Origin of the sequence: Pseudoalteromonas amylolytica (genome assembly GCF_001854605.1) — a bacterium.
GTDB lineage: Bacteria > Pseudomonadota > Gammaproteobacteria > Enterobacterales > Alteromonadaceae > Pseudoalteromonas > Pseudoalteromonas amylolytica.
Window position 1 is genome coordinate 18,152 of record NZ_MKJU01000037.1, and the last position, 18,805, is coordinate 36,956.

Below are 18,805 nucleotides of genomic sequence, written 5' to 3' on the forward strand. Positions count from 1 at the left end.
ATTCTTGTAAGAGGCCGCCAACTTCTAGCTAAAAGAGGGTTTTAGCAGCCTCGCATTTAATGCTAACCATGCTTGTTTTTGTGTTTGCCAAGCCGCTTCCAACTCTTGATATTGTTTCATGAGTGCTGACTTATCACAGTGTTCAAGCATAGAGTCTTTTTTCGCTTCAATTAACTGTTTTTGTACAGTACAAAAGGTCTGAAGCTTTTTTAGAAGCAATTCATACTCTTGATGTAACAATGTAAGCTTATCTTGCGCCAAAGGCAATTTTGCTAGACGGACTTTGGTTTTCAATAGCAAAGTTTCAGCTTTGGCTTTTTCAATTCGCTCAATGGGTGTGCGTTTCAACTTTGTTGCAAGCCCCATAGCTGCCAGAGCGCGTATCATCCACTTGGTTGGATCGTAGTGATACCAACGAACGCCATTGCGGTAGTCGCTGGCAAAGATGTGGTGAAAATTATGGTATCCCTCACCATAGGTGAACAGTGCTAAAAAGCCATTGTCACGTGCGGTGTTTTTTTCTGTGTAAGGTCGAGTCCCCCAAATATGTGCCAGTGAGTTGATGAAAAAGGTAAAATGTTGACTCAATACCAGTCGTAACACCCCAGTTAATATCAGCATGCCTAATATCTCCAACCAACCATTAGAGAAAATAGCACCTAATAGCAAAGGAATACCAATATTGGTAAGCAGTACTAGGGTAAGATAATAACGGTGTTGGAACATTACAATCTTGTTACGCTGTAGATCCCGAGCGTTACTGTAATCGCTATAGCTGTCGCCCTGATAATCCCTCAGCATCCAGCCAATATGGCTGTACCAAAAGCCGTTAGTTGCCGCATAAGGGTCTTTGATAGGGTCATCTACTTGTCCGTGGTGAATACGGTGATCGCTACTCCAATGCAGCGCACTGTTTTGTAGGGCAAAGGCGCCACCAAACGCAAAAATCCATTGTATTGCAGGGTGAGCATCATAGGCTTTGTGTGCCCACAGACGGTGATAGCCCGCAGTGATCGACAATCCCGCGTAGAACATACAAGCAACGAAGGCAATCCAGTGGGTGGTGGTAAAGCCGTAGGTTATGCCATACCAAGGCACTAAAGTTATCGCCGCCAAAAATGACAGGCTAAAAAATAATACATTGGTCCAGATTAAAGGTGGTTTTTTCATGATTTATTAATTTCAGCGTACAGTTGTACGCTAAAATAATATTTCATTCTATCGCCGTCAAGTATTAGACTTGAGATCGTTTTAAAAAATCGTGATTGGAGTTCAGGATGTCGGGTGTTCGCGCACAACAAAAGCAAAAAACTAGGCAAGCATTAATTGAAGCTGCCTTTAACCAACTCAGTGCAGAACACAGTTTTTCTAACCTTAGTTTGCGTGAAGTGGCGCGTGAGGCAGGGATTGCCCCCACGTCATTTTATAGACACTTTAAAGATATGAACGAATTAGGGCTAACGATGGTTGATGAGGCGGGGCTCACTTTACGGCAACTCATGCGCCAAGCTCGCAGGCGCATAGCCAGTGGGGGGAGCGTGATCATCACTTCCGTTGAAACGTTCATGGAGTTTATAGACACCTCGAGTAACCAATTTAGACTACTGCTAAGAGAGCGCTCAGGTACATCCAAAGCATTTCGTGCAGCAGTTGCTCGAGAGATCAAACACTTTATTCTTGAGTTGGCGCACTATCTTGAAACAGAAACTCCCTGTGATAAACATCATGCTTATATGCAGGCAGAAGCTATGGTTACTTTAGTATTTAACGCAGGTGCCGAGGCGCTTGATCAGGATGCTCAACAGCGCGGTGAATTAACAGAAAGACTGATCTGGCAATTACGTTATATTGCCCGCGGTGCCAATCATTATGGGGGTCAGTAATTAATTAATACCGACTGGCGGTATAATACTATCGCTCGGTTCTTCACATTAGTGTGGTAAACAACTCATACTTATTAACCAAGTCACCGTTCCTTTATTAGGTCTTTTTTTGAAGACTCAAATCCAAAGGAATTAAAAATTCCATTCATTTCAAAGTTGTGGGAATAAGGTAAATAACTTCGCACTTTATTGTTATTTAATTGTAAAGTTCGATGTATTACTCTAAACCCGACAATAATTCTATGAATGCTGTGATTAAGGAAATCACAACATTTTGTTTCAAGGAGTAGATATGAACAAGCTTACCGCTTTATTTGTAAGTGGTGTTGTCTGTGCCGTAGGCAGTGCTCAAGCCGCCCAGCAACACTCGCTCGCAAATCAAAGTCAAAACTGGCCTTTGCTTAAGTTCCAGTCTTCAACCAGTGAGGGCTTTCAAATAGCCGATACACGTTCTAACACACCAAAGCTACGGTACGAGCTGTTAGACACTAAGGGTACAAAAAAGCGCTTTTTACACTATCAAGTGTATGTTGACCAATGGCCGGTACTGGATAGCCGCTTTGTCGTTATTAAAGACGAGCAGGGGAATATTACCCAAGGTTTAGGGCAAATAATCGTCGCTGAGCAGAGTGAGCAAATAACGGTTCCAAAACGTTTTCAACTGAGTGACTCAGCACTTGAACAACAAGTGATTTCACAATTGCAACTAGATGACGCGAATGTCAGTGTGCAAAGAGCTTACCAGCTGGTCTTCGACAAGCTCAAACCAGTATTACAAGTTCGGGCTACGCACGCAGATAAAATACATCAGTATGTATTGGATGCGCTGACATTAAAAACTCTAAAAAGAGAAAATGGGTTAAATGGATTAGCAGGTGATACGCTCGTTGCAGGTGGCGGTATCGGTGGTAACGAAAAGTTAGGTGGCATCTGTTATTCGCCCTCACCTAATAGCATGACAAACTGTTTGCAGTACCAATATGATAGTTTTACGGATAAGCCACAAGAATTGGTGTTCAACGCTGCTGGCAGTGCTATTTTTAGCGAGTTTTCTGGTTATCCTTTTGTCGTGACAAAGTCCGGTGACACCTGTTATTTGGAAAACCCGTACGTTCAAACCATTGATTATATGAGTAATCAAACTGATACAGCCAGCTATAACTGCGCCACTGGGAATGAGAACTTCGATAAAAATGCGATTGATGATTCGTACACGAGTTACTTTAGCTACTCTGGTGTGAATGATGCGCATTTCAATGGTGGCTTGGTGATGCAGTATTACCATACGTTACTCAAAGAGCTGTTTAACCAAGACCCTAACTGCCAGTCAGGCAGCTATTGTTTACGCCAGTTAAAGCAAAAAGTAGGTAACAACAGTTTTGGTAATGTTCAGGCAAGTTGGGATAATGAGTTCGTCAACTACGGGACTGGTAACTATGGCGCGACCCATTACTACCACACCACTTTAAGTATTGTTGCCCATGAAGCGAGTCATGCGATCACATATTGGAACAGTGGTCTGGGTGCAAATGGCCAAGATGGGGCGATCAATGAAGCATTTTCTGATATGGCCAGTGTAGCGTTATTAGATTACTTAACCCTGCATGCTTCAGGCAATTTTACCACAACGACACCGTATTTGGATTGGACCCGAGATGACAACGGTGGCTACGGCGCAAACCGAAAGTGGTGGTATGGTTGGGATGTGCTCTACCAAAGCTCTGGCACGCGATTCTTCGAAATGCCATCTTGGGATGGAAAAAGCATTGACCACTTCAAGGATTACGAGGCAGGTCAGTCTATCTATGCAACTGCGGGTGTGTTGAGAAAAGCATTTTATGAGCTGGTAAAAAGACAGGGCTGGTCTATTCAAGATACTTTCAAACTGTTTCTTAAGGCCAACGTCAACTGTTTCTTCACTGGGGCAAAGATTGAAGATGCGGGATATTGTTTATTAGAACAGGCTGACAGCTTTGCGCATTTGAGTAATGCACAAGAAGTGCGTAAGCAAATCGATGAAACCCTGCACTCTGTAGGTATCGTCGCACAAACCTCTGATTTAACAACATTAGAATTTGGCAGCGACATTAAATATGACACTATGGGCTATGATTTAAGTGCCACACAAGCGGATGACATCGAGTCTATATCGGTTGACTGGGGCGACTCAGATATCGGCACTGAGACATGGCAGCGAAGCAGTGGCACGGCAATTTACCCATTTTTGTTTAGAGAGAAACAGGTTCAACCGGGTAAATTATTGCGCTTGAATCTACAGGTTCAGAAAACAAATGGTGAAGTGTTGCATGGCTTCAATCACTTCTTTAGTCGTGAGGTTAAAGCGTCCTGTGGTCCACAGTTTAGCCCTGCAACTGTTCATACTACATCGGTAGCTATCAATGGTCAGCAGTTCACCTTGGCAGATCAGGCCTATCAAAGTTTATTGGACAACACGATTACACTTAACAGTAACAATCAGCACAACATCGACTTAGGTGATGGCGTTATTAACAAGAAAGTGACCGTGCTGGTTGATGTGGATCGCAATGGTATCTTCAGCGCAGAAGAAATGCTGGTAGATAATCAGACCATGAACACAGGGACTGTTGCCTTCTCATTGCCTGATGCGCTTTCTGATGGAGTAAGCCTGCTTCGAGTAGCTGTGGGCACTGACTACGCATTCTACGATACGTGTGGTTATGCAAGAGGTGCTCAAGCATTCGATGTTAAAGTTAACATTGAAACGCCTGAGCTACCATTGTCAGCGGATTTTGGCTATGAAGTTTTGGAAGGCAACCAAGTACAATTCACTAATACCTCGACTGTTAACAGTTCTCGCCAACCAAGCTACTTCTGGCAATTTGGTGATGCAGGTAAAACATCTACCAATGAAAACCCTGGGGTGATCACCTATTCGCAAGCGGGTAAAAGCTATGATGTAAAACTAACGGTTACGTATAACGATGGAACTAACACTTCGGATGAAATCACAAAAACGGTGGTTGTTCCAGTGCCAAGTTGTACGTCGCAAGTTATGTCAGAGGGGGATCCTTCAGCATTCTACATAGACAAACTCTCAATTCGCACCGGTGGGTTAAGTTATAGTTTTGATAACCCAGCCTCTGGATATACCACACAGGGCTATGATGAATTCAACACTAACTTGAGATTCAATACCGGTAATGAGCTAAATATTGATATCCATAGTAATGAGATAGCTTGGAGCACAGCCAACTGGTATTTGAGAGATGTGAATGACCGACTACGCTTTACCATCTGGCTTGATAAAAACCAAAATGGCATTTTCGAAGCGGGTGAAAATAACCAATCTAACCCAACATGGAACTATGCTAAGACCTGCTCCTATGTGACGGGTAAGTGTCGTATCAAGGCCAGCCAATCGCTTCCACTTAATGCAAGTGAGGTTGAAAGTGGTGACACGGTATTGCGAGCAAAACTAGAAGAGTTACCGAGTTATACATTGGGCTCTGACGGATGCAAGGACTTCCGGTATGGCGAAGTTACCGATCTAAAACTGTTTATTCAGTAGTCATTTTTATAAATCGCAGTAAGGGTTCCCATGTATAGGATACATGGGACTCCTGAGCGTGCGCTCAAAAAATATGATCAACAAATATAAACAAAAGGAATACCGATGAAAATCTTAAGCTTATCAATAGCTTTAGCGCTGGGGGCAAGTTCCGCGCTAGCTCAGACCTCTGTACCTCACTCAGCTAATCCGATCAATGTGGAGCAGCCGAATATACAAATTGAGCCTGCATCTTACGTGCGTTCAAACTTGGTGAATAAATCGCAAAATGCTCGCTTAAAAGCACGCTTGGCTAAATATGGTTTGACGAAAAAAAATCGTCCGCACCTATATAACTTGATTGATAATCAGCTTTATCAACAAGACAAGCAATCAGAGTCAGGCGTCGTAGCGCAAAGTTATGGAACGACCACGACAGAGAACTGCGAAACCCACCCGTCGAATGTTTGTTCATTCTTCAAACATATGGGTTTTGAAGTAGCAACATTACCTGGTACAACAGAAAAATACTTGGTCGTATCTGCACTTAATAGTGAGCGAGTACCCACTAATTATACGTTTATTGACCTGACGCTGGTAGACCAAAATGGCCGCTCGATCACTTTACCTCGTTATGCTGAGTTCTTCGGTGATGGTACAGAACAAAAGCGTAAATCTATCTACTCAGCGGTTAAAGTAGACAGTGCTATTGAGACCATTAAAAATGCAGAGCGCATTTACGCTGATGCTTGGGTGACGGTGGTATATGAAGATGCTAACGGCAATGAAGTCATTGAAGATAGAAACTCTAAAGTGGAGTACCCACGCGAAACATTACTTGCGATTTTAGGTTACATTGAGCCTGACGAAACCTTGCAAACAGAACCAGGTTTAATGTCGACAGCGAGTATCGGTGCGAGCACATTCGCTGAAATGCCAGCGCCTACTATTCCAATTGGATCAAATGTTACTCACCCTGCTGATATTGCGACAGGTACCGAGACAGAACCCAAGATCATCGTATGTTTGAACAGAAACTATGGTGACTGTGACTATGAAAATATTTATCCATCAAATACACCTAATGGCGATATGAAGTTAAAAGTTCCATTCATTGGTGAATACGTGATCATGGGTAAAGTTAAGACGATTTATCGCCCAGACTGGACAGAACTAAACGTCGTTGAAAATACAGATGGTAGTTTATCGCTAGAAGTGGGTGAAAAAATCACTAAACCTGCTGAGGCAGAGCGTGGTTCTAACATCTTTATTCAAACCAAAGAAGGCGGTGGTGCAACAGAAATTGCAGGTAACCCTTATAGCGAAATCGAGAATTTCTTCGCGGACCGCATCGAAGTGGAATATATCCCATATCGCACACGTACATTGACTAGGTTGCATTGGAATATCACACGTAACGAAGGTGTATTTGGCGATGCGACTCTGTATGGCCGTTATCAAGATGCTAACTGGATCATGAACATTGCAGTAGCTAACGAACCGCGTCCAGGCTCAGCGCCAAGGCTTGAAACTATTGTTATCGGCTCAACAGGCATGGGCACTTGGGAAGACTTAGACCATCCTCCAATGCAAATCGTTTACAGCTGTTTGGCGAAAGGCAGCATGATCTTGCTACCTGATGGCTCTGAAATGCCAATCGAGAAATTGAGCGTAGGTGACACGGTATTGGGCGCAAGTCAATACAGCCCTAACATTCGTTTACCGCTTGAAATCAAAGACATCTCTATTGGTGTTGAAGCCATTCCTATGGTGAAACTAACAACACGTGAAGGTAAAACGTTGTTGTTAACAGAGTCTCACCCTGTGATCACTCAGGCGGGTCAGCCTGTATGGGCGAAAGACATCAAAGTAGCTGATCAAATTCAGATGCATGGTGGGTTTGGATTCATCACTAAGGTTGAACGCGTGAAATACAATGATGCGGTTTACAACCTGAAACTAGGTCGTACTAAGGATGATCCGAAGCACCGTGTGAATGAAACATTCAGCATGTTCGCGAACAGCGTTCAAGTTGGTGACTTAGCAACACAAAGTGCTAATGAGTTCAAAGAAGTTGTTGAAACTGAGCAGGATGTACTTATCCGTCTGCCAGAAAGTTGGCACAAAGATTACCTAAATAGTAAACGATAAGTTGGACTGGCCCTTCGGGGCCATATCACGGAGTGAAAATATGAAAACTTTTATTTATAGCGGCATTATGTGTGCATTGTTTGCGACATCAAGTCATGCAGCGCAAAACCCCTACGACTTCTTAGACAAGCAAGGTGAACCGCAAAGCAAGCAAGATGTGCAAATGGCGGAAATGATTGACGCTGTTCCTTTAGGCACTGCCTATAAGCGAGCGGGTGATTCTTATCTAGGTTTACAATCAGTGGTGGGTACGCAAGCGGAGCATTTGGGTAACACCAATATCGACTTTCGTGTCGGTGTAGACTTGGCCTACGAGCAAGCACTGAAATTGATTGATGGTAAAGTGGACATTGGCTTTAAATTCCCAGCGGTTCGTGTCGATGCGGGGGCAAACTATGCCAAAGATATTAGTGCCGACAAATACACGGGCACCTATACCGTGTACTCATCGGTAAAACCAAAATCTAGAGTGCTAATGCCCACATCAGCCAGTGGTTTTCAGCCTACCCAAGCGGCCATTGACTTAGCAACCGCACAACCTGGCAACAAAGCAAACAATCTAGGTGAAGGCTTTGTTTCTGGCTTTGCGTATGGCTCAAATGTGGTCATCAATATGAAAATTGATTACCGAGATGAGCAAGATAAGCGTTCAATAGGCGGTTATCTGAGCGTTGATTGGATTGGTAAAGTTAAAGTGGATGGTCAATTGCAGAAGATTGATGAAGAAAAGCGTCAATCGGTGAAAATCACCATCAGTGGCTATCAAAGCGGGGGAGATCCTAACCGTTTATTAAGCATCATTCCAAACGGCATTATGCAGTGTACATTACTTAACCCTGAGCCATGCTTCAACTTGTTTGAGGCAGCCGTTAACTACCTGAAGCAAGATTACATCAACCAGTTTGACTCACTGGATGATTATAACGTAACAGAAGCTTACATCAGCGATTATGTGGACGCAGGTCCAGGCCTTCAACAATTAGTACCAGACACGGGCTACGTACAGGCAAATTATTTAACTAAGCTAGTGGTCAAGGAGCTTACAGCTCGTTGGATTGAAGAGCGCTTAACGTATCGTAGAGCAAAAAATCTACAGCGTTATTATGCAGCGCAGTTTACTACTGAGCAGTTAGATCAATTGAGTGAAATCGAATCTTTCAGCCGCAATAATGCCAACCTGTTTGCAGACATGGTGGATTACTGTGAGGCAAACCCAGAAGGGAACTACTGTATCGATTATGAAGCTGCCAACATGGCTTATTACCGTGATTACAGCGTCTACAGTGATGTATTAAAGTAAGGATAGAACAATGAATAAATTCGTATTCGTCGCAGCCTCAATGATGGGGGTTGCAATGCATGGACATGCTAACGAAGATATCGCACAGCAAGCAAATTATAATGAATTAGGTGATTTACTCACGGTATCTCAAGCACAAGGTCGCTTTGACTGGCTTGCAAAATGTTATGACGGTCTATTGGTGGAAATCTGGGAGCAGATGTATAACACCACAGAGATTGTGCCAAAAGAGCAAAAGCTTAACCAATTAAAAGCCTTGTGGCTAACGCCTGATAAAGCGCAATATTTGACGTTCGCAAATAGTGATTTCACCAATCCGTATGGTTGGCAAGCTGGCAACAGTGACGCGCAAGCTTGTAGCACTATGCCGCCTGAATATGTTCCTGTTGCATTACAAACTACGCAGCTGACTCACGAGTATTGTGCCAATAAGAGCTTTGATAACGAGTGGGAATGGATAGAAAAAGTGACAGTAGAAGACTTTGTACATGAGTCTCTTAGTCATGACTACACGGCGGTGTCAGGTAAAGTAATTACCTTACCTGCGGGGCGCACAGTCAAAATGTCAGTAACACCTGGCAACAAAGATCCTCAATACCCATCTTATGTTGCGCTACGCGTGTGGATTGATTGGAACCAAGATGGTCAACTTGCCGCAAATGAAATCGTCTATAAGTCGGCTTCTGATGCGCCGTTTCAATTCACTTTTGATGTACCGACAGATGCCGCAGATGGGGTAACTCTGATGCGTGTTGCCAGCGATGCTGGTGGTGGCTCAGATGATGCCTGTAAGCGCACCTTGTACGGTGAAGTGGAAGATTATTTGGTGACAATTCGTTAAGGACAAAGCAATGAAACCTATTTACTCATACATGTTACTGCTTGGACTTAGCAGCTCAGCGGCAGTAGCGAATGACATTAGCACGGCAACTACTGGTTCAACAATATCTGGCTTAATCAACGATCACGTTGCGATTGGTACAGCTTACGACAGTCAGTTAAAGCGATTTTTAAATGTACAACCTGTTGCGGGACGTATTGATGAAACGTTTGGTAATACTGAGCTGAAATTTAAAACCGGCATTGATATGAGCTATGATGACCTACTGAGTACCTTAAATGGTAGTGTTGATATTGATGTGAATTTCCCTGTTGTGCGAGTGTCTGCGGGCGCGAGCCTAGCAAAGGAAATGGCATCAAGTACTTACTCAAGTTCATATACTTTTAGTGCAAGTAGCACGCCGAAAAAGCGACTCTTTTTACCTCAAGACAGCAATGTGGGTTATACCCTATCGCAAGCGGGTCAAGAGATTGCAACGAATCATCAGGCAAAAATTCAGCAACTAGCGGGCGATGAATTTGTATCGGCTATCGAATACGGTGCAAACATTATGGTTAACCTTAAGATTGATTACGGTAGCAACCGTGATAAATCAGAAATTGGTGGTTACTTGGATGTTGACCTATACGGTGGTGTATTTAATGTTGGTGGTCAACTTAAATATCTACAAGATGATACTAAGTCATCCGTAAAAATCACCGTACGCGCGATTCAGCACGGTGGTGATCCGAAGCAGTTGCTGACGATTATTCCAAACAACATTATTACCTGTTCTTTGGATAACCCTACGCCGTGTTTCGATATGTTTTATGAAGCGGTTAAATATGCCAAAGATGGCTTTAGAAGTCAGTTGAACACGTTAAGCGATTACAACGTAGTGCGTTATTACACCACGCGTTATGACAGCTCTTCGTTAGCATTACGTCCATTGGTACCTGAGTACCTAACGATTCGTAACGCAACTAAATGGCTGATCACTGAACTTGAAGATGAATTCAAGCAAGCAGTACTTGATGAACAGCGTGCGACTAACTTACTCACTAGCTACTACGCGTATCTACCAGAAGAGCAGCGCACATCTGTAGAGCAAATTAAAGATCTTGCCTATGACAATGCTTGGTTCCTCTACAATGCAGCCAAGTTCTGTAGAGATAATCCATTCGGTACATCATGTGAAGACGAACTTCAAAAGATGAAAGATGACTGTACACGTCGTGGTAAAACATGTCCTGCAAACTATGATGCGACCCAGCTACAGTTACCGCAATCGGATCGTCTAGACTGGAAACAGTGCGAAATAGCGCGTCAAGAAGCAGTGCGCTCAGGCGCGGTGATTGAAGACGAAAGTGTGAAATATCGCAACATGAGATGGGCACCTACATTTATTGATGCAAGTGCACCGGCTAGAGGCGTTCTGAACTGGCGTTTATGTGAAGCTGCATTGAGCACATACGGCAGCGCGTTTAACGCGGGTTAATACCATTATGAGCCAAAACGTGCATGCGTTTTGGCTCATTTCAAGGAGTGAATATGAGAACGATACTGTATGGGGTGTTGGTCTGTTTCAGTGTGGGTGCATCGGCACAGCGATATTACAGTGAGCAATTTTCCGAGCAGGATTTGGGAAAATCATTTGCTGTACAAACTCATAAAGTAGGTGATAAGTGTTTAACGGGCACGGTTATTCATACGCCGGTAAGCTCGGGGCAGTTAGATTATTTGCAGCGTCAGAATGAAACGCAGATCCGCAGACGGACATTTGGTGAGCTACATGGTGGAGTTAACCTGTTCATCATAGCAGGTAGTGTATCAACATCTATGACGCACCGAAATGCAACCGATACCCTAAGTTTGACCTCGCAGTTACATCTGCAATTAGAGCAGGGATATAGTACGCTGGAAAATCGGCAAGTTGTTGCGGGTTATGAAGATTTATCTTGTGGAAATGACTTTGTTTACCAAGTTAGATACGGCAGAGATTTGTTTTTAAATGCGCGGTTACATTTTCGGACAGAGGAAGATTACAAAAAGTTTGTCACCAAAATTAAAATCCGAGTGCTGTTTTTTAAGAAAACCAAAACCAAAATAAAAGAAATCGAAAAGTTTGCAGCTAACGCGGTATTGTCGATAGATGTAAATTCCAATGGTGATTTACCAGCTGGGCTTACGCAAATCATGGCGAATAACCCAAAGCATTGCCGAGGAAGCAGTATTACACCGTGTTTAGATACCCTACAAAAGCTGGCGGATTATACTTTTGGTGGTCCACTGAGTGCGGATTTGAATAACTTGCCAAAAGTGACTCGCAGTATCATGATAGAATCCTATCAGGACTCGGGCCATTACGAATTGTTATCGCAACAAGGAATAAGCAGTAGCGAACAATATGAGGATATTTGGCGCAGTATTGATGAACGTTATGGTAAGGCGGTACGTGATGTACAGCGTTATGAAGCGTTTTTAGCCGTAGCTACTGAGGATGAACAGCCAGATGCACAAGCGCAATTAGATGCGGCAAAAGTTAACTTAGAGGAAATGGAAGCTTTACGAACGACTTGTTTTGCTGATCCTAACCAGCCTCAATGTCGATAAGGAGTAATAAAGTGTTTAAGCAGTTAAGGAAGATAGTAGTCCCTGTGTTTGTATTGTTATCTTGGCATGATAGTGCAATCGCGAACGCCACGGAACAGTACTTTTGGGACTTTGGAGATGGAAACTACTCTCATGAAGCACAACCATTACATCAATACCAAAAGCCAGGAATTTATCAGGTACGAAAGCTTACCTATCAAAATGGCAAACAAGTAGCTGAACAGCTTAAGATGGTTGACTTGATCACACCGAATGTATTGGCCATGAATATCCTTGGTCCAGACACTGGGACTGTCCAGCAACATTTAACCTATCAAGTCGACTTAGATGCTAAAGCTGAGCTGGATTTACAGTATTACTGGCTCTCATCCAGCGGTGAGAGTCATCAAGGGAGGCAGTTTGCGTTTACGCCGCAGCAAGCAGGTTCGTATCAAATTACTCTGCAGGCGAAGTTTGACCAGACCCTCATTTCTGAGCAAAACATGCAAATAACCATTACTGAGCAAGATGACAGTGACAACACTACCGAGCCGAATAACCCCGCGGATGATGCAGACGGTGGTGGGTCGCTATATTTTGTGCTGTTTTTGTGTTTATTTGCTGTGATTTTGAGAAAAACTTCATTTAACAAATTTACTCAGTAATACCTGATGCATTAGTTAATTTCTGCGCTTGATATGTGATGTTGAATTATTTTTTTATTTTCTCGTTGCTTTTTGGTTTATGGTTTCTTTTTTCATCTCAAGGGTTGTGCTTTTGTGGATTTTTTATGCTTGATTTGAGTTTGTTTCCCATGTTAAAACATAGCCAATCCATCAACAGGACGAATATGCTCAATGAATAACATCACGCTTTTGTCACTACTGCTTAACCTCTTACTGATTAACTGTGAGAGTGGGGTGTAGTGCGCGTAAATTGAGCTACTACTTTGGACCCCGCACTTAGCGGGGTTTTTTTATTTTTGGGGATGAGGAACAAGTAATGCAGGATAAAGTCTGGATTTTTGATACTACGTTGCGTGATGGCGAGCAAGCATTAAAAGCAAGCCTAACCGAAGATGATAAATTGCAGTTAGCACATGCCATAAGCCGCTTGAATGTGGACGTAATGGAGGTTGGGTTTCCAGTTTCTAGTCCTGCAGACTTTAGAGCGGTACAACGCATCGCCACTGAAGTGCGAAATCCAGTTATTTGTGGGTTAGCTCGTACGGTGAGTAAGGATATAGAGGCCTGTGGGGAAGCCCTTAAACCAGCAGAGCGTGGCAGAATTCATACCTTTATTGCCACCAGTCCCTTGCACCTTGAACATAAGCTGCGAATGAGCTTGGACGATGCCACAGCCATGGCAGTGAAGTCTATCAAGCTCGCGCGAAAGTATACTGATGACGTTGAATTTTCATGTGAAGATGCAGGGCGCACACCACATAGTGATCTTTGTCGCATTGTGGAGTCAGCTATTGATGCTGGCGCATCGACCATCAATTTACCCGACACCGTGGGCTATGTAACGCCAGATGAATATGCCGCGATGATCCACCATTTGATGAACAACGTGCCAAATATCGATAAGGCACGATTGAGTGTGCATTGTCACAATGATTTAGGTTTGGCAGTTGCCAACTCTATTGCGGCGGTACAAGCGGGGGCAAGACAAATAGAATGTACCATCAACGGTATTGGTGAGCGGGCGGGTAACTGCTCACTAGAAGAAGTGGCGATGATCATGAAAATGCGTCAAGACCATTTAAAAGTACATACCGACATTCATAGTGAAGAAATCTACCGAGCCTCTCGTCAGGTTGCAAAGATTTGTAACATGGCGGTGCAGCCGAACAAAGCCATTGTGGGTGAAAATGCTTTTGCACACAGTTCTGGTATTCACCAAGATGGAGTATTAAAAGCTCAGAATACTTATGAAATCATGTCGCCTGAAAGCGTAGGTGTGCCTAACAATCAACTCAATATGACCTCACGCTCTGGGCGTCACGTCATTGAACACCGCCTTACAGAGCTGGGGTATCAAAAGTCTGATTATGATATGGATAGCCTATACGAAAGCTTCTTAGCATTGGCGGATCAAAAGGGCACTGTGTATGACTATGACTTAGAAGCCATGATTTATTTCAACCAGATCAATGACGAAGAAGATCACTACAAGTTAGAGTTTGTTAATTCTACCTCTAACTCCCAGTCAGTGGCTAGCTCTACCATTGGCATGACGGTAGGTCAGCAATCTAAGCAAGAAGCCGCCACAGGGAATGGTCCCGTTGAGGCGTCATTCTTGGCAATCGAGCGTATTACAGGTATGGCAGTAGAAGTCATTGAATATAATTTGGATGCTACGGGGCAGGGGGCAAGTTCTCTTGGTCAAGTGGACATCATAGCTAAGTATAATGGTCGCCAGTATCACGGTGCGGGTCTTGCTGCAGATATCGTCGAAGCGTCAGTACGAGCAATGGTCCGCGTTTACAATCTAATAGACAGAGCACAGAAAGTCTCAAGTTTAAAACAACAAAGGAAAGCAGGATGAGCCAAGCAAGTTACCAAGTTGCCGTACTCGCAGGAGATGGCATTGGCCCTGAAGTGATGTCGGCAGCATTGAGCGTACTCGATGCGGTCAGCGACAAATTTAAGTTCACATTAGAGCGTGAGCATCACGCCATTGGCGGCGCGGCAATTGACCAATATGGTCAAGCTTTACCACCGTCCACATTAGCTGCGTGTGAAGCGGCTGATGCAATTTTATTTGGCTCGGTTGGTGGACCAAAGTGGGAAAGTTTACCACCCGATCAACAACCTGAACGTGCATCACTGTTACCGCTTCGCAAACACTTTGGCTTATTCTGTAATTTACGCCCAGCGCAGCTACTTCCTGCTTTAAGTAAGGCTTCGCCACTGCGCGCCGATATTAGTGAGCGAGGCTTCGATATTTTGTGTGTGCGTGAGCTGACTGGGGGGATCTATTTCGGTGAAAAAGGCCGAGAGGGTACAGGGTTGGAAGAATCTGCGTACGACACTCAGCGTTATTCAAGAGCGGAAATTGAGCGCATAGCACGCTTTGCATTTGAAGCTGCTAAGCTGCGCAGCAACCATGTTACATCTGTAGACAAAGCCAATGTGTTGGCTTCCAGTGTGTTGTGGCGAGAGGTGGTTACTGAGGTTAGTAAAGATTATCCTGAAGTGACACTTGATTACATATACGTCGATAACGCCGCAATGCAATTGGTGAAGCAGCCACAACAATTTGATGTGCTGTTATGTGACAACTTATTTGGTGACATCCTATCTGATGAATGCGCCATGATCACAGGCTCTATGGGATTACTGCCTTCAGCGAGTTTGAACCAATCGGGCTTTGGTTTGTATGAACCAGCTGGTGGCTCGGCACCTGACATCGCAGGTAAGGGAATTGCAAATCCTATCGCGCAAATACTCAGTGCAGCGCTGATGCTCAGATATTCTCTTGGTCAGGATGAAGCTGCTCGTAGTATAGAAAAAGCGGTGGCGGAGGCGGTGGCATCAGGTATTGGTACTCCTGATATTTTCCCAAATGCGGCTTACACGACTCAAGATGTAGCGCAGGCAATCGTCGCAAGAATTTAATGTTAATTTGAGTGGGTAGTCTTCGTCAGGCTACCGACAAAGCTGAGGATGTAGCAAGTGGCACAAACCTTATACGACAAAATTTGGCAATCACATGTGGTTGCAAAAATTAATGAACAAACCGACTTACTTTATATCGATAGGCACTTGGTCCATGAGGTAACATCGCCTCAGGCTTTTGCTGGACTGCGTGAGAAAAACCGCACGGTACGTTGCCCTGACAAAACTTTTGCGACGATGGATCACAACGTATCAACCAAAAGCCGCTCGTTAGATGCCGCAAGTGAAGTATCTAAAAATCAACTGCTAGCGTTGGCACAAAACTGTGAAGAGTTTGGCATTGTCTTGTATGACTTAAACTCGATTAATCAGGGAATTGTACATGTTATAGGCCCGGAGCAGGGGATCACCTTACCCGGCACAACCATAGTGTGTGGTGATAGCCATACCTCAACGCATGGCGCTTTTGGAGCATTGGCACACGGTATTGGTACTTCAGAAGTTGAACACGTGCTGGCAACTCAAACACTGCAACAGAAAAAAGCAAAGTCATTGAAAATTCAAATAAATGGACAGCTTCGGCCCACTGTCACAGCCAAAGATCTTATTATGGCGGTGATTGGCAAATTGGGCACGGCAGGAGGAACGGGGTATGTTGCAGAGTTTTGTGGCAGCGCAATAGAGGCCCTGTCGATGGAAGCGCGTATGACGCTGTGTAACATGAGTATTGAAATGGGAGCCAAGGCTGGGTTAATCGCACCAGATGAAACCACATTCCAATACTTAAAAGGGCGTCCTTTTGCGCCACAAGGGGAAGACTTTATCTCGGCCGTTGAGTATTGGAAAACTCTGCAATCAGACGAAGACGCACAATTTGATTTAGTGGTTGAAATGAATGCACAAGAAATTCAACCTCAGGTGACATGGGGAACTAGTCCAGAGCAAGTGATTGGCATCGATGAGTTGGTGCCAGACCCAGACGCTGAGCCAGATTTGATTAAAGCTGATGCTATTCGCAGTGCGTTGAAATATATGGGTCTTGAAGCAGGGCAGAGGCTGTCGGATGCCAAAGTAGACACCGTCTTTATTGGCTCTTGTACCAACAGTCGTATCGAAGACTTACGTGCGGCAGCTGAAATTGTAAAGGGCAAACAGGTTGTTCAAGGAGTGGAAGCGCTGATCGTGCCAGGCTCAGGCCTAGTGAAACAGCAAGCAGAGCAAGAAGGGTTAGCTGATATTTTTAAAGCCGCGGGTTTTGAATGGCGTGAACCGGGCTGCTCAATGTGTTTGGCAATGAATGACGATCGTCTTGAGGCTGGCAAACGTTGCGCATCAACATCTAACAGAAACTTTGAAGGCCGCCAAGGGCGCGGTGGTCGAACGCATCTGGTCAGTCCGGCAATGGCGGCGGCGGCTGCAATTACGGGCTATTTTACCGATATTCGAGGGTAAGTTTAATGAGTTGTTATCATCAGGGGCTGTTGGCTCCGCTAGACAAAAATAATGTAGATACGGATCAGATCATTCCTAAGCAGTTTCTCACATCGACCAGTCGAGATGGTTTTGATAAGGCGTTGTTTTATGACTGGCGTTATTTAGACAACGGCTTAGCGAATCCAGATTTTGTGTTAAACCGCACGTGTTATCAGGGAGCATCAGTACTGTTAACACGTGATAATTTTGGTTGTGGCTCTTCACGAGAGCATGCGCCATGGGCACTTAAGCAGTATGGCTTTAGTGTGATTTTGGCGCAGAGTTTTGCTGATATTTTCTTTAATAATTGTGGTAATAACCAGATGCTATGCATTGCCCTACCGGCCAATACCTTGGATATGCTTTTTGAACTGACTCAAAAACATGAAGATATTCAAGTGGAAGTGGATTTAGAGCAACAGCAGTTACGCAGTCAGTATTTCGATGTTATTGACTTTGACGTACGTTCGGATATTAAAGCTCGATTACTCAGTGGTCTTGATTTTATCGGCGAAACGGAGCAGCTCAATGGGCAGATTAACGCGTTTGAGCAGCAACTAGCAACGCAGCGTCCGTGGCAGTAATAACCATCACCTATCGCCAGTTTAAACGTATTTGATTGCAACAGACCAAAGAGCTGGTTACTCTTTGGTTTTTTATTTTAGGCATTTAGATAATGAAATATATTGCTCTTAGCACGTTGGCTTTGACCAGCATAGCCGCTTTTTCTCGTCCTGCGCCATTGGTGTCAATTGCGACTCATGATGCATTTTTCAATCAGATTGCCCAGCATTGTGGTAAGGCATTTGAAGGCGAGGTGTCTGTAGACAATGCACAAGGTCCCAGTAGTTTTGCGGATAAAAAGCTTGTTATGCATGTGCGCCACTGTACAGAGCAGCAATTGCAAGTGCCTTTTCACGTGGGAGATGACGCTTCACGAACGTGGATCATTAGCAAAACTGGCAGCGGTTTGAGTTTAAAGCATGATCATCGTCATCAGGACGGCAGCGATGATGCTTCAACTATGTACGGAGGACATACAGTTGATGCAGGGTATAACAATGTACAATCATTTCCAGCCGATCAGTATTCCAAAGAGTTATTCGTGCGCCAAGGTATTCCGCAATCTGCTGGCAACACTTGGCAAATGTTTATTTACGAGGAAACCTTTAGCTACCGCATGGTCCGTGAGGGCAGAGAGTTTCGGGTAGATTTTGATTTGACCCAACCTATTAAACCCCCAGCAGCGCCTTGGGGCAACAAAGACCAATAGTTAACAAGCGAATTAGCCCAATAAAGCTATTTTGCACACTTTCTTCGTTATTTTTACTTGTAATAGCGCGCTATTACTTCGCAAAAATGCCTTGATATTGAGCGAAATATCATTATTGGATGCTAAAATCGCAAGAGGTTAATTTCTTCTTTTATCAAAAC

The 18,805-nt window shown here is 44.0% G+C and carries 14 protein-coding genes; 13 read left to right on the forward strand and 1 reads right to left on the reverse strand.

The features are described from left to right. Nucleotides 1–24 precede the first annotated feature (24 nt). A complete protein-coding gene (locus tag BET10_RS20425) occupies nucleotides 25–1,170 on the reverse strand; it encodes an acyl-CoA desaturase (RefSeq protein ID WP_070987891.1) in 1,146 nt (381 codons plus the stop codon). Nucleotides 1,171–1,277: 107 nt separating this feature from the next. Here BET10_RS20425 and fabR point away from each other — a divergent pair, with 107 nt between their 5' ends. From fabR to BET10_RS20490, 13 genes are all read left to right on the forward strand, one after another. Then, entirely contained in the window at nucleotides 1,278–1,883 is a 606-nt protein-coding gene (fabR, locus tag BET10_RS20430) for an HTH-type transcriptional repressor FabR (protein WP_070987893.1), read from the forward strand. Nucleotides 1,884–2,175: 292 nt separating this feature from the next. After that, nucleotides 2,176–5,433, forward strand: a complete 3,258-nt coding sequence (locus tag BET10_RS20435) for a M4 family metallopeptidase (protein WP_070987895.1) — start codon at nucleotides 2,176–2,178, stop codon at nucleotides 5,431–5,433. A gap of 105 nt (nucleotides 5,434–5,538) precedes the next feature. Beyond that, nucleotides 5,539–7,563 (forward strand): Hint domain-containing protein, encoded by a 2,025-nt coding sequence (locus BET10_RS20440; protein ID WP_070987897.1) that lies wholly within the window; start codon nucleotides 5,539–5,541, stop codon nucleotides 7,561–7,563. 40 nt (nucleotides 7,564–7,603) lie between these two features. Beyond that, nucleotides 7,604–8,863 carry a hypothetical protein gene (locus BET10_RS20445; protein ID WP_070987899.1) on the forward strand — a complete coding sequence of 420 codons (1,260 nt, stop codon included), beginning with the start codon at nucleotides 7,604–7,606 and terminating at the stop codon, nucleotides 8,861–8,863. A gap of 10 nt (nucleotides 8,864–8,873) precedes the next feature. After that, nucleotides 8,874–9,704: a GEVED domain-containing protein gene (locus tag BET10_RS20450; protein ID WP_070987901.1), complete on the forward strand. Its 831-nt coding sequence runs from the start codon at nucleotides 8,874–8,876 to the stop codon at nucleotides 9,702–9,704. Nucleotides 9,705–9,714: 10 nt separating this feature from the next. Then, on the forward strand, nucleotides 9,715–11,181 hold the full coding sequence (locus BET10_RS20455) for an internalin (protein ID WP_070987903.1): 1,467 nt from the start codon (nucleotides 9,715–9,717) through the stop codon (nucleotides 11,179–11,181). A gap of 53 nt (nucleotides 11,182–11,234) precedes the next feature. Further along, nucleotides 11,235–12,296: a hypothetical protein gene (locus BET10_RS20460; RefSeq protein ID WP_070987905.1), complete on the forward strand. Its 1,062-nt coding sequence runs from the start codon at nucleotides 11,235–11,237 to the stop codon at nucleotides 12,294–12,296. Nucleotides 12,297–12,307: 11 nt separating this feature from the next. Then, the gene (locus BET10_RS20465) at nucleotides 12,308–12,940 is read left to right on the forward strand and encodes a PKD domain-containing protein (protein WP_070987907.1); all 633 of its coding nucleotides are present in this window, start codon (nucleotides 12,308–12,310) and stop codon (nucleotides 12,938–12,940) included. 337 nt (nucleotides 12,941–13,277) lie between these two features. Continuing rightward, nucleotides 13,278–14,825, forward strand: a complete 1,548-nt coding sequence (leuA, locus tag BET10_RS20470) for a 2-isopropylmalate synthase (protein ID WP_070987909.1) — start codon at nucleotides 13,278–13,280, stop codon at nucleotides 14,823–14,825. After that, entirely contained in the window at nucleotides 14,822–15,898 is a 1,077-nt protein-coding gene (gene leuB / locus BET10_RS20475; protein ID WP_070987911.1) for a 3-isopropylmalate dehydrogenase, read from the forward strand. The genes leuA and leuB overlap by 4 nt, the downstream gene beginning before the upstream one ends. 57 nt (nucleotides 15,899–15,955) lie before the next feature. Further along, entirely contained in the window at nucleotides 15,956–17,350 is a 1,395-nt protein-coding gene (gene leuC, locus BET10_RS20480) for a 3-isopropylmalate dehydratase large subunit (RefSeq protein ID WP_070987912.1), read from the forward strand. Nucleotides 17,351–17,355: 5 nt separating this feature from the next. Next, nucleotides 17,356–17,955, forward strand: coding sequence for a 3-isopropylmalate dehydratase small subunit (gene leuD, locus BET10_RS20485; protein ID WP_070987914.1), 600 nt, complete (start codon nucleotides 17,356–17,358; stop codon nucleotides 17,953–17,955). A gap of 92 nt (nucleotides 17,956–18,047) precedes the next feature. After that, nucleotides 18,048–18,644 carry a hypothetical protein gene (locus BET10_RS20490; protein ID WP_070987916.1) on the forward strand — a complete coding sequence of 199 codons (597 nt, stop codon included), beginning with the start codon at nucleotides 18,048–18,050 and terminating at the stop codon, nucleotides 18,642–18,644. The last annotated feature ends 161 nt before the right edge of the window (nucleotides 18,645–18,805 follow it).

What these genes read in the sequence shown, in the direction of transcription:
- BET10_RS20425 (WP_070987891.1), bottom strand. Translation starts at nt 1,170, where the DNA reads ATGAAAAAACCACCTTTAATCTGGACCAATGTATTATTTTTTAGCCTG.
- fabR (WP_070987893.1), top strand. Translation starts at nt 1,278, where the DNA reads ATGTCGGGTGTTCGCGCACAACAAAAGCAAAAAACTAGGCAAGCATTA.
- BET10_RS20435 (WP_070987895.1), top strand. Translation starts at nt 2,176, where the DNA reads ATGAACAAGCTTACCGCTTTATTTGTAAGTGGTGTTGTCTGTGCCGTA.
- BET10_RS20440 (WP_070987897.1), top strand. Translation starts at nt 5,539, where the DNA reads ATGAAAATCTTAAGCTTATCAATAGCTTTAGCGCTGGGGGCAAGTTCC.
- BET10_RS20445 (WP_070987899.1), top strand. Translation starts at nt 7,604, where the DNA reads ATGAAAACTTTTATTTATAGCGGCATTATGTGTGCATTGTTTGCGACA.
- BET10_RS20450 (WP_070987901.1), top strand. Translation starts at nt 8,874, where the DNA reads ATGAATAAATTCGTATTCGTCGCAGCCTCAATGATGGGGGTTGCAATG.
- BET10_RS20455 (WP_070987903.1), top strand. Translation starts at nt 9,715, where the DNA reads ATGAAACCTATTTACTCATACATGTTACTGCTTGGACTTAGCAGCTCA.
- BET10_RS20460 (WP_070987905.1), top strand. Translation starts at nt 11,235, where the DNA reads ATGAGAACGATACTGTATGGGGTGTTGGTCTGTTTCAGTGTGGGTGCA.
- leuA (WP_070987909.1), top strand. Translation starts at nt 13,278, where the DNA reads ATGCAGGATAAAGTCTGGATTTTTGATACTACGTTGCGTGATGGCGAG.
- leuB (WP_070987911.1), top strand. Translation starts at nt 14,822, where the DNA reads ATGAGCCAAGCAAGTTACCAAGTTGCCGTACTCGCAGGAGATGGCATT.
- leuD (WP_070987914.1), top strand. Translation starts at nt 17,356, where the DNA reads ATGAGTTGTTATCATCAGGGGCTGTTGGCTCCGCTAGACAAAAATAAT.
- BET10_RS20490 (WP_070987916.1), top strand. Translation starts at nt 18,048, where the DNA reads ATGAAATATATTGCTCTTAGCACGTTGGCTTTGACCAGCATAGCCGCT.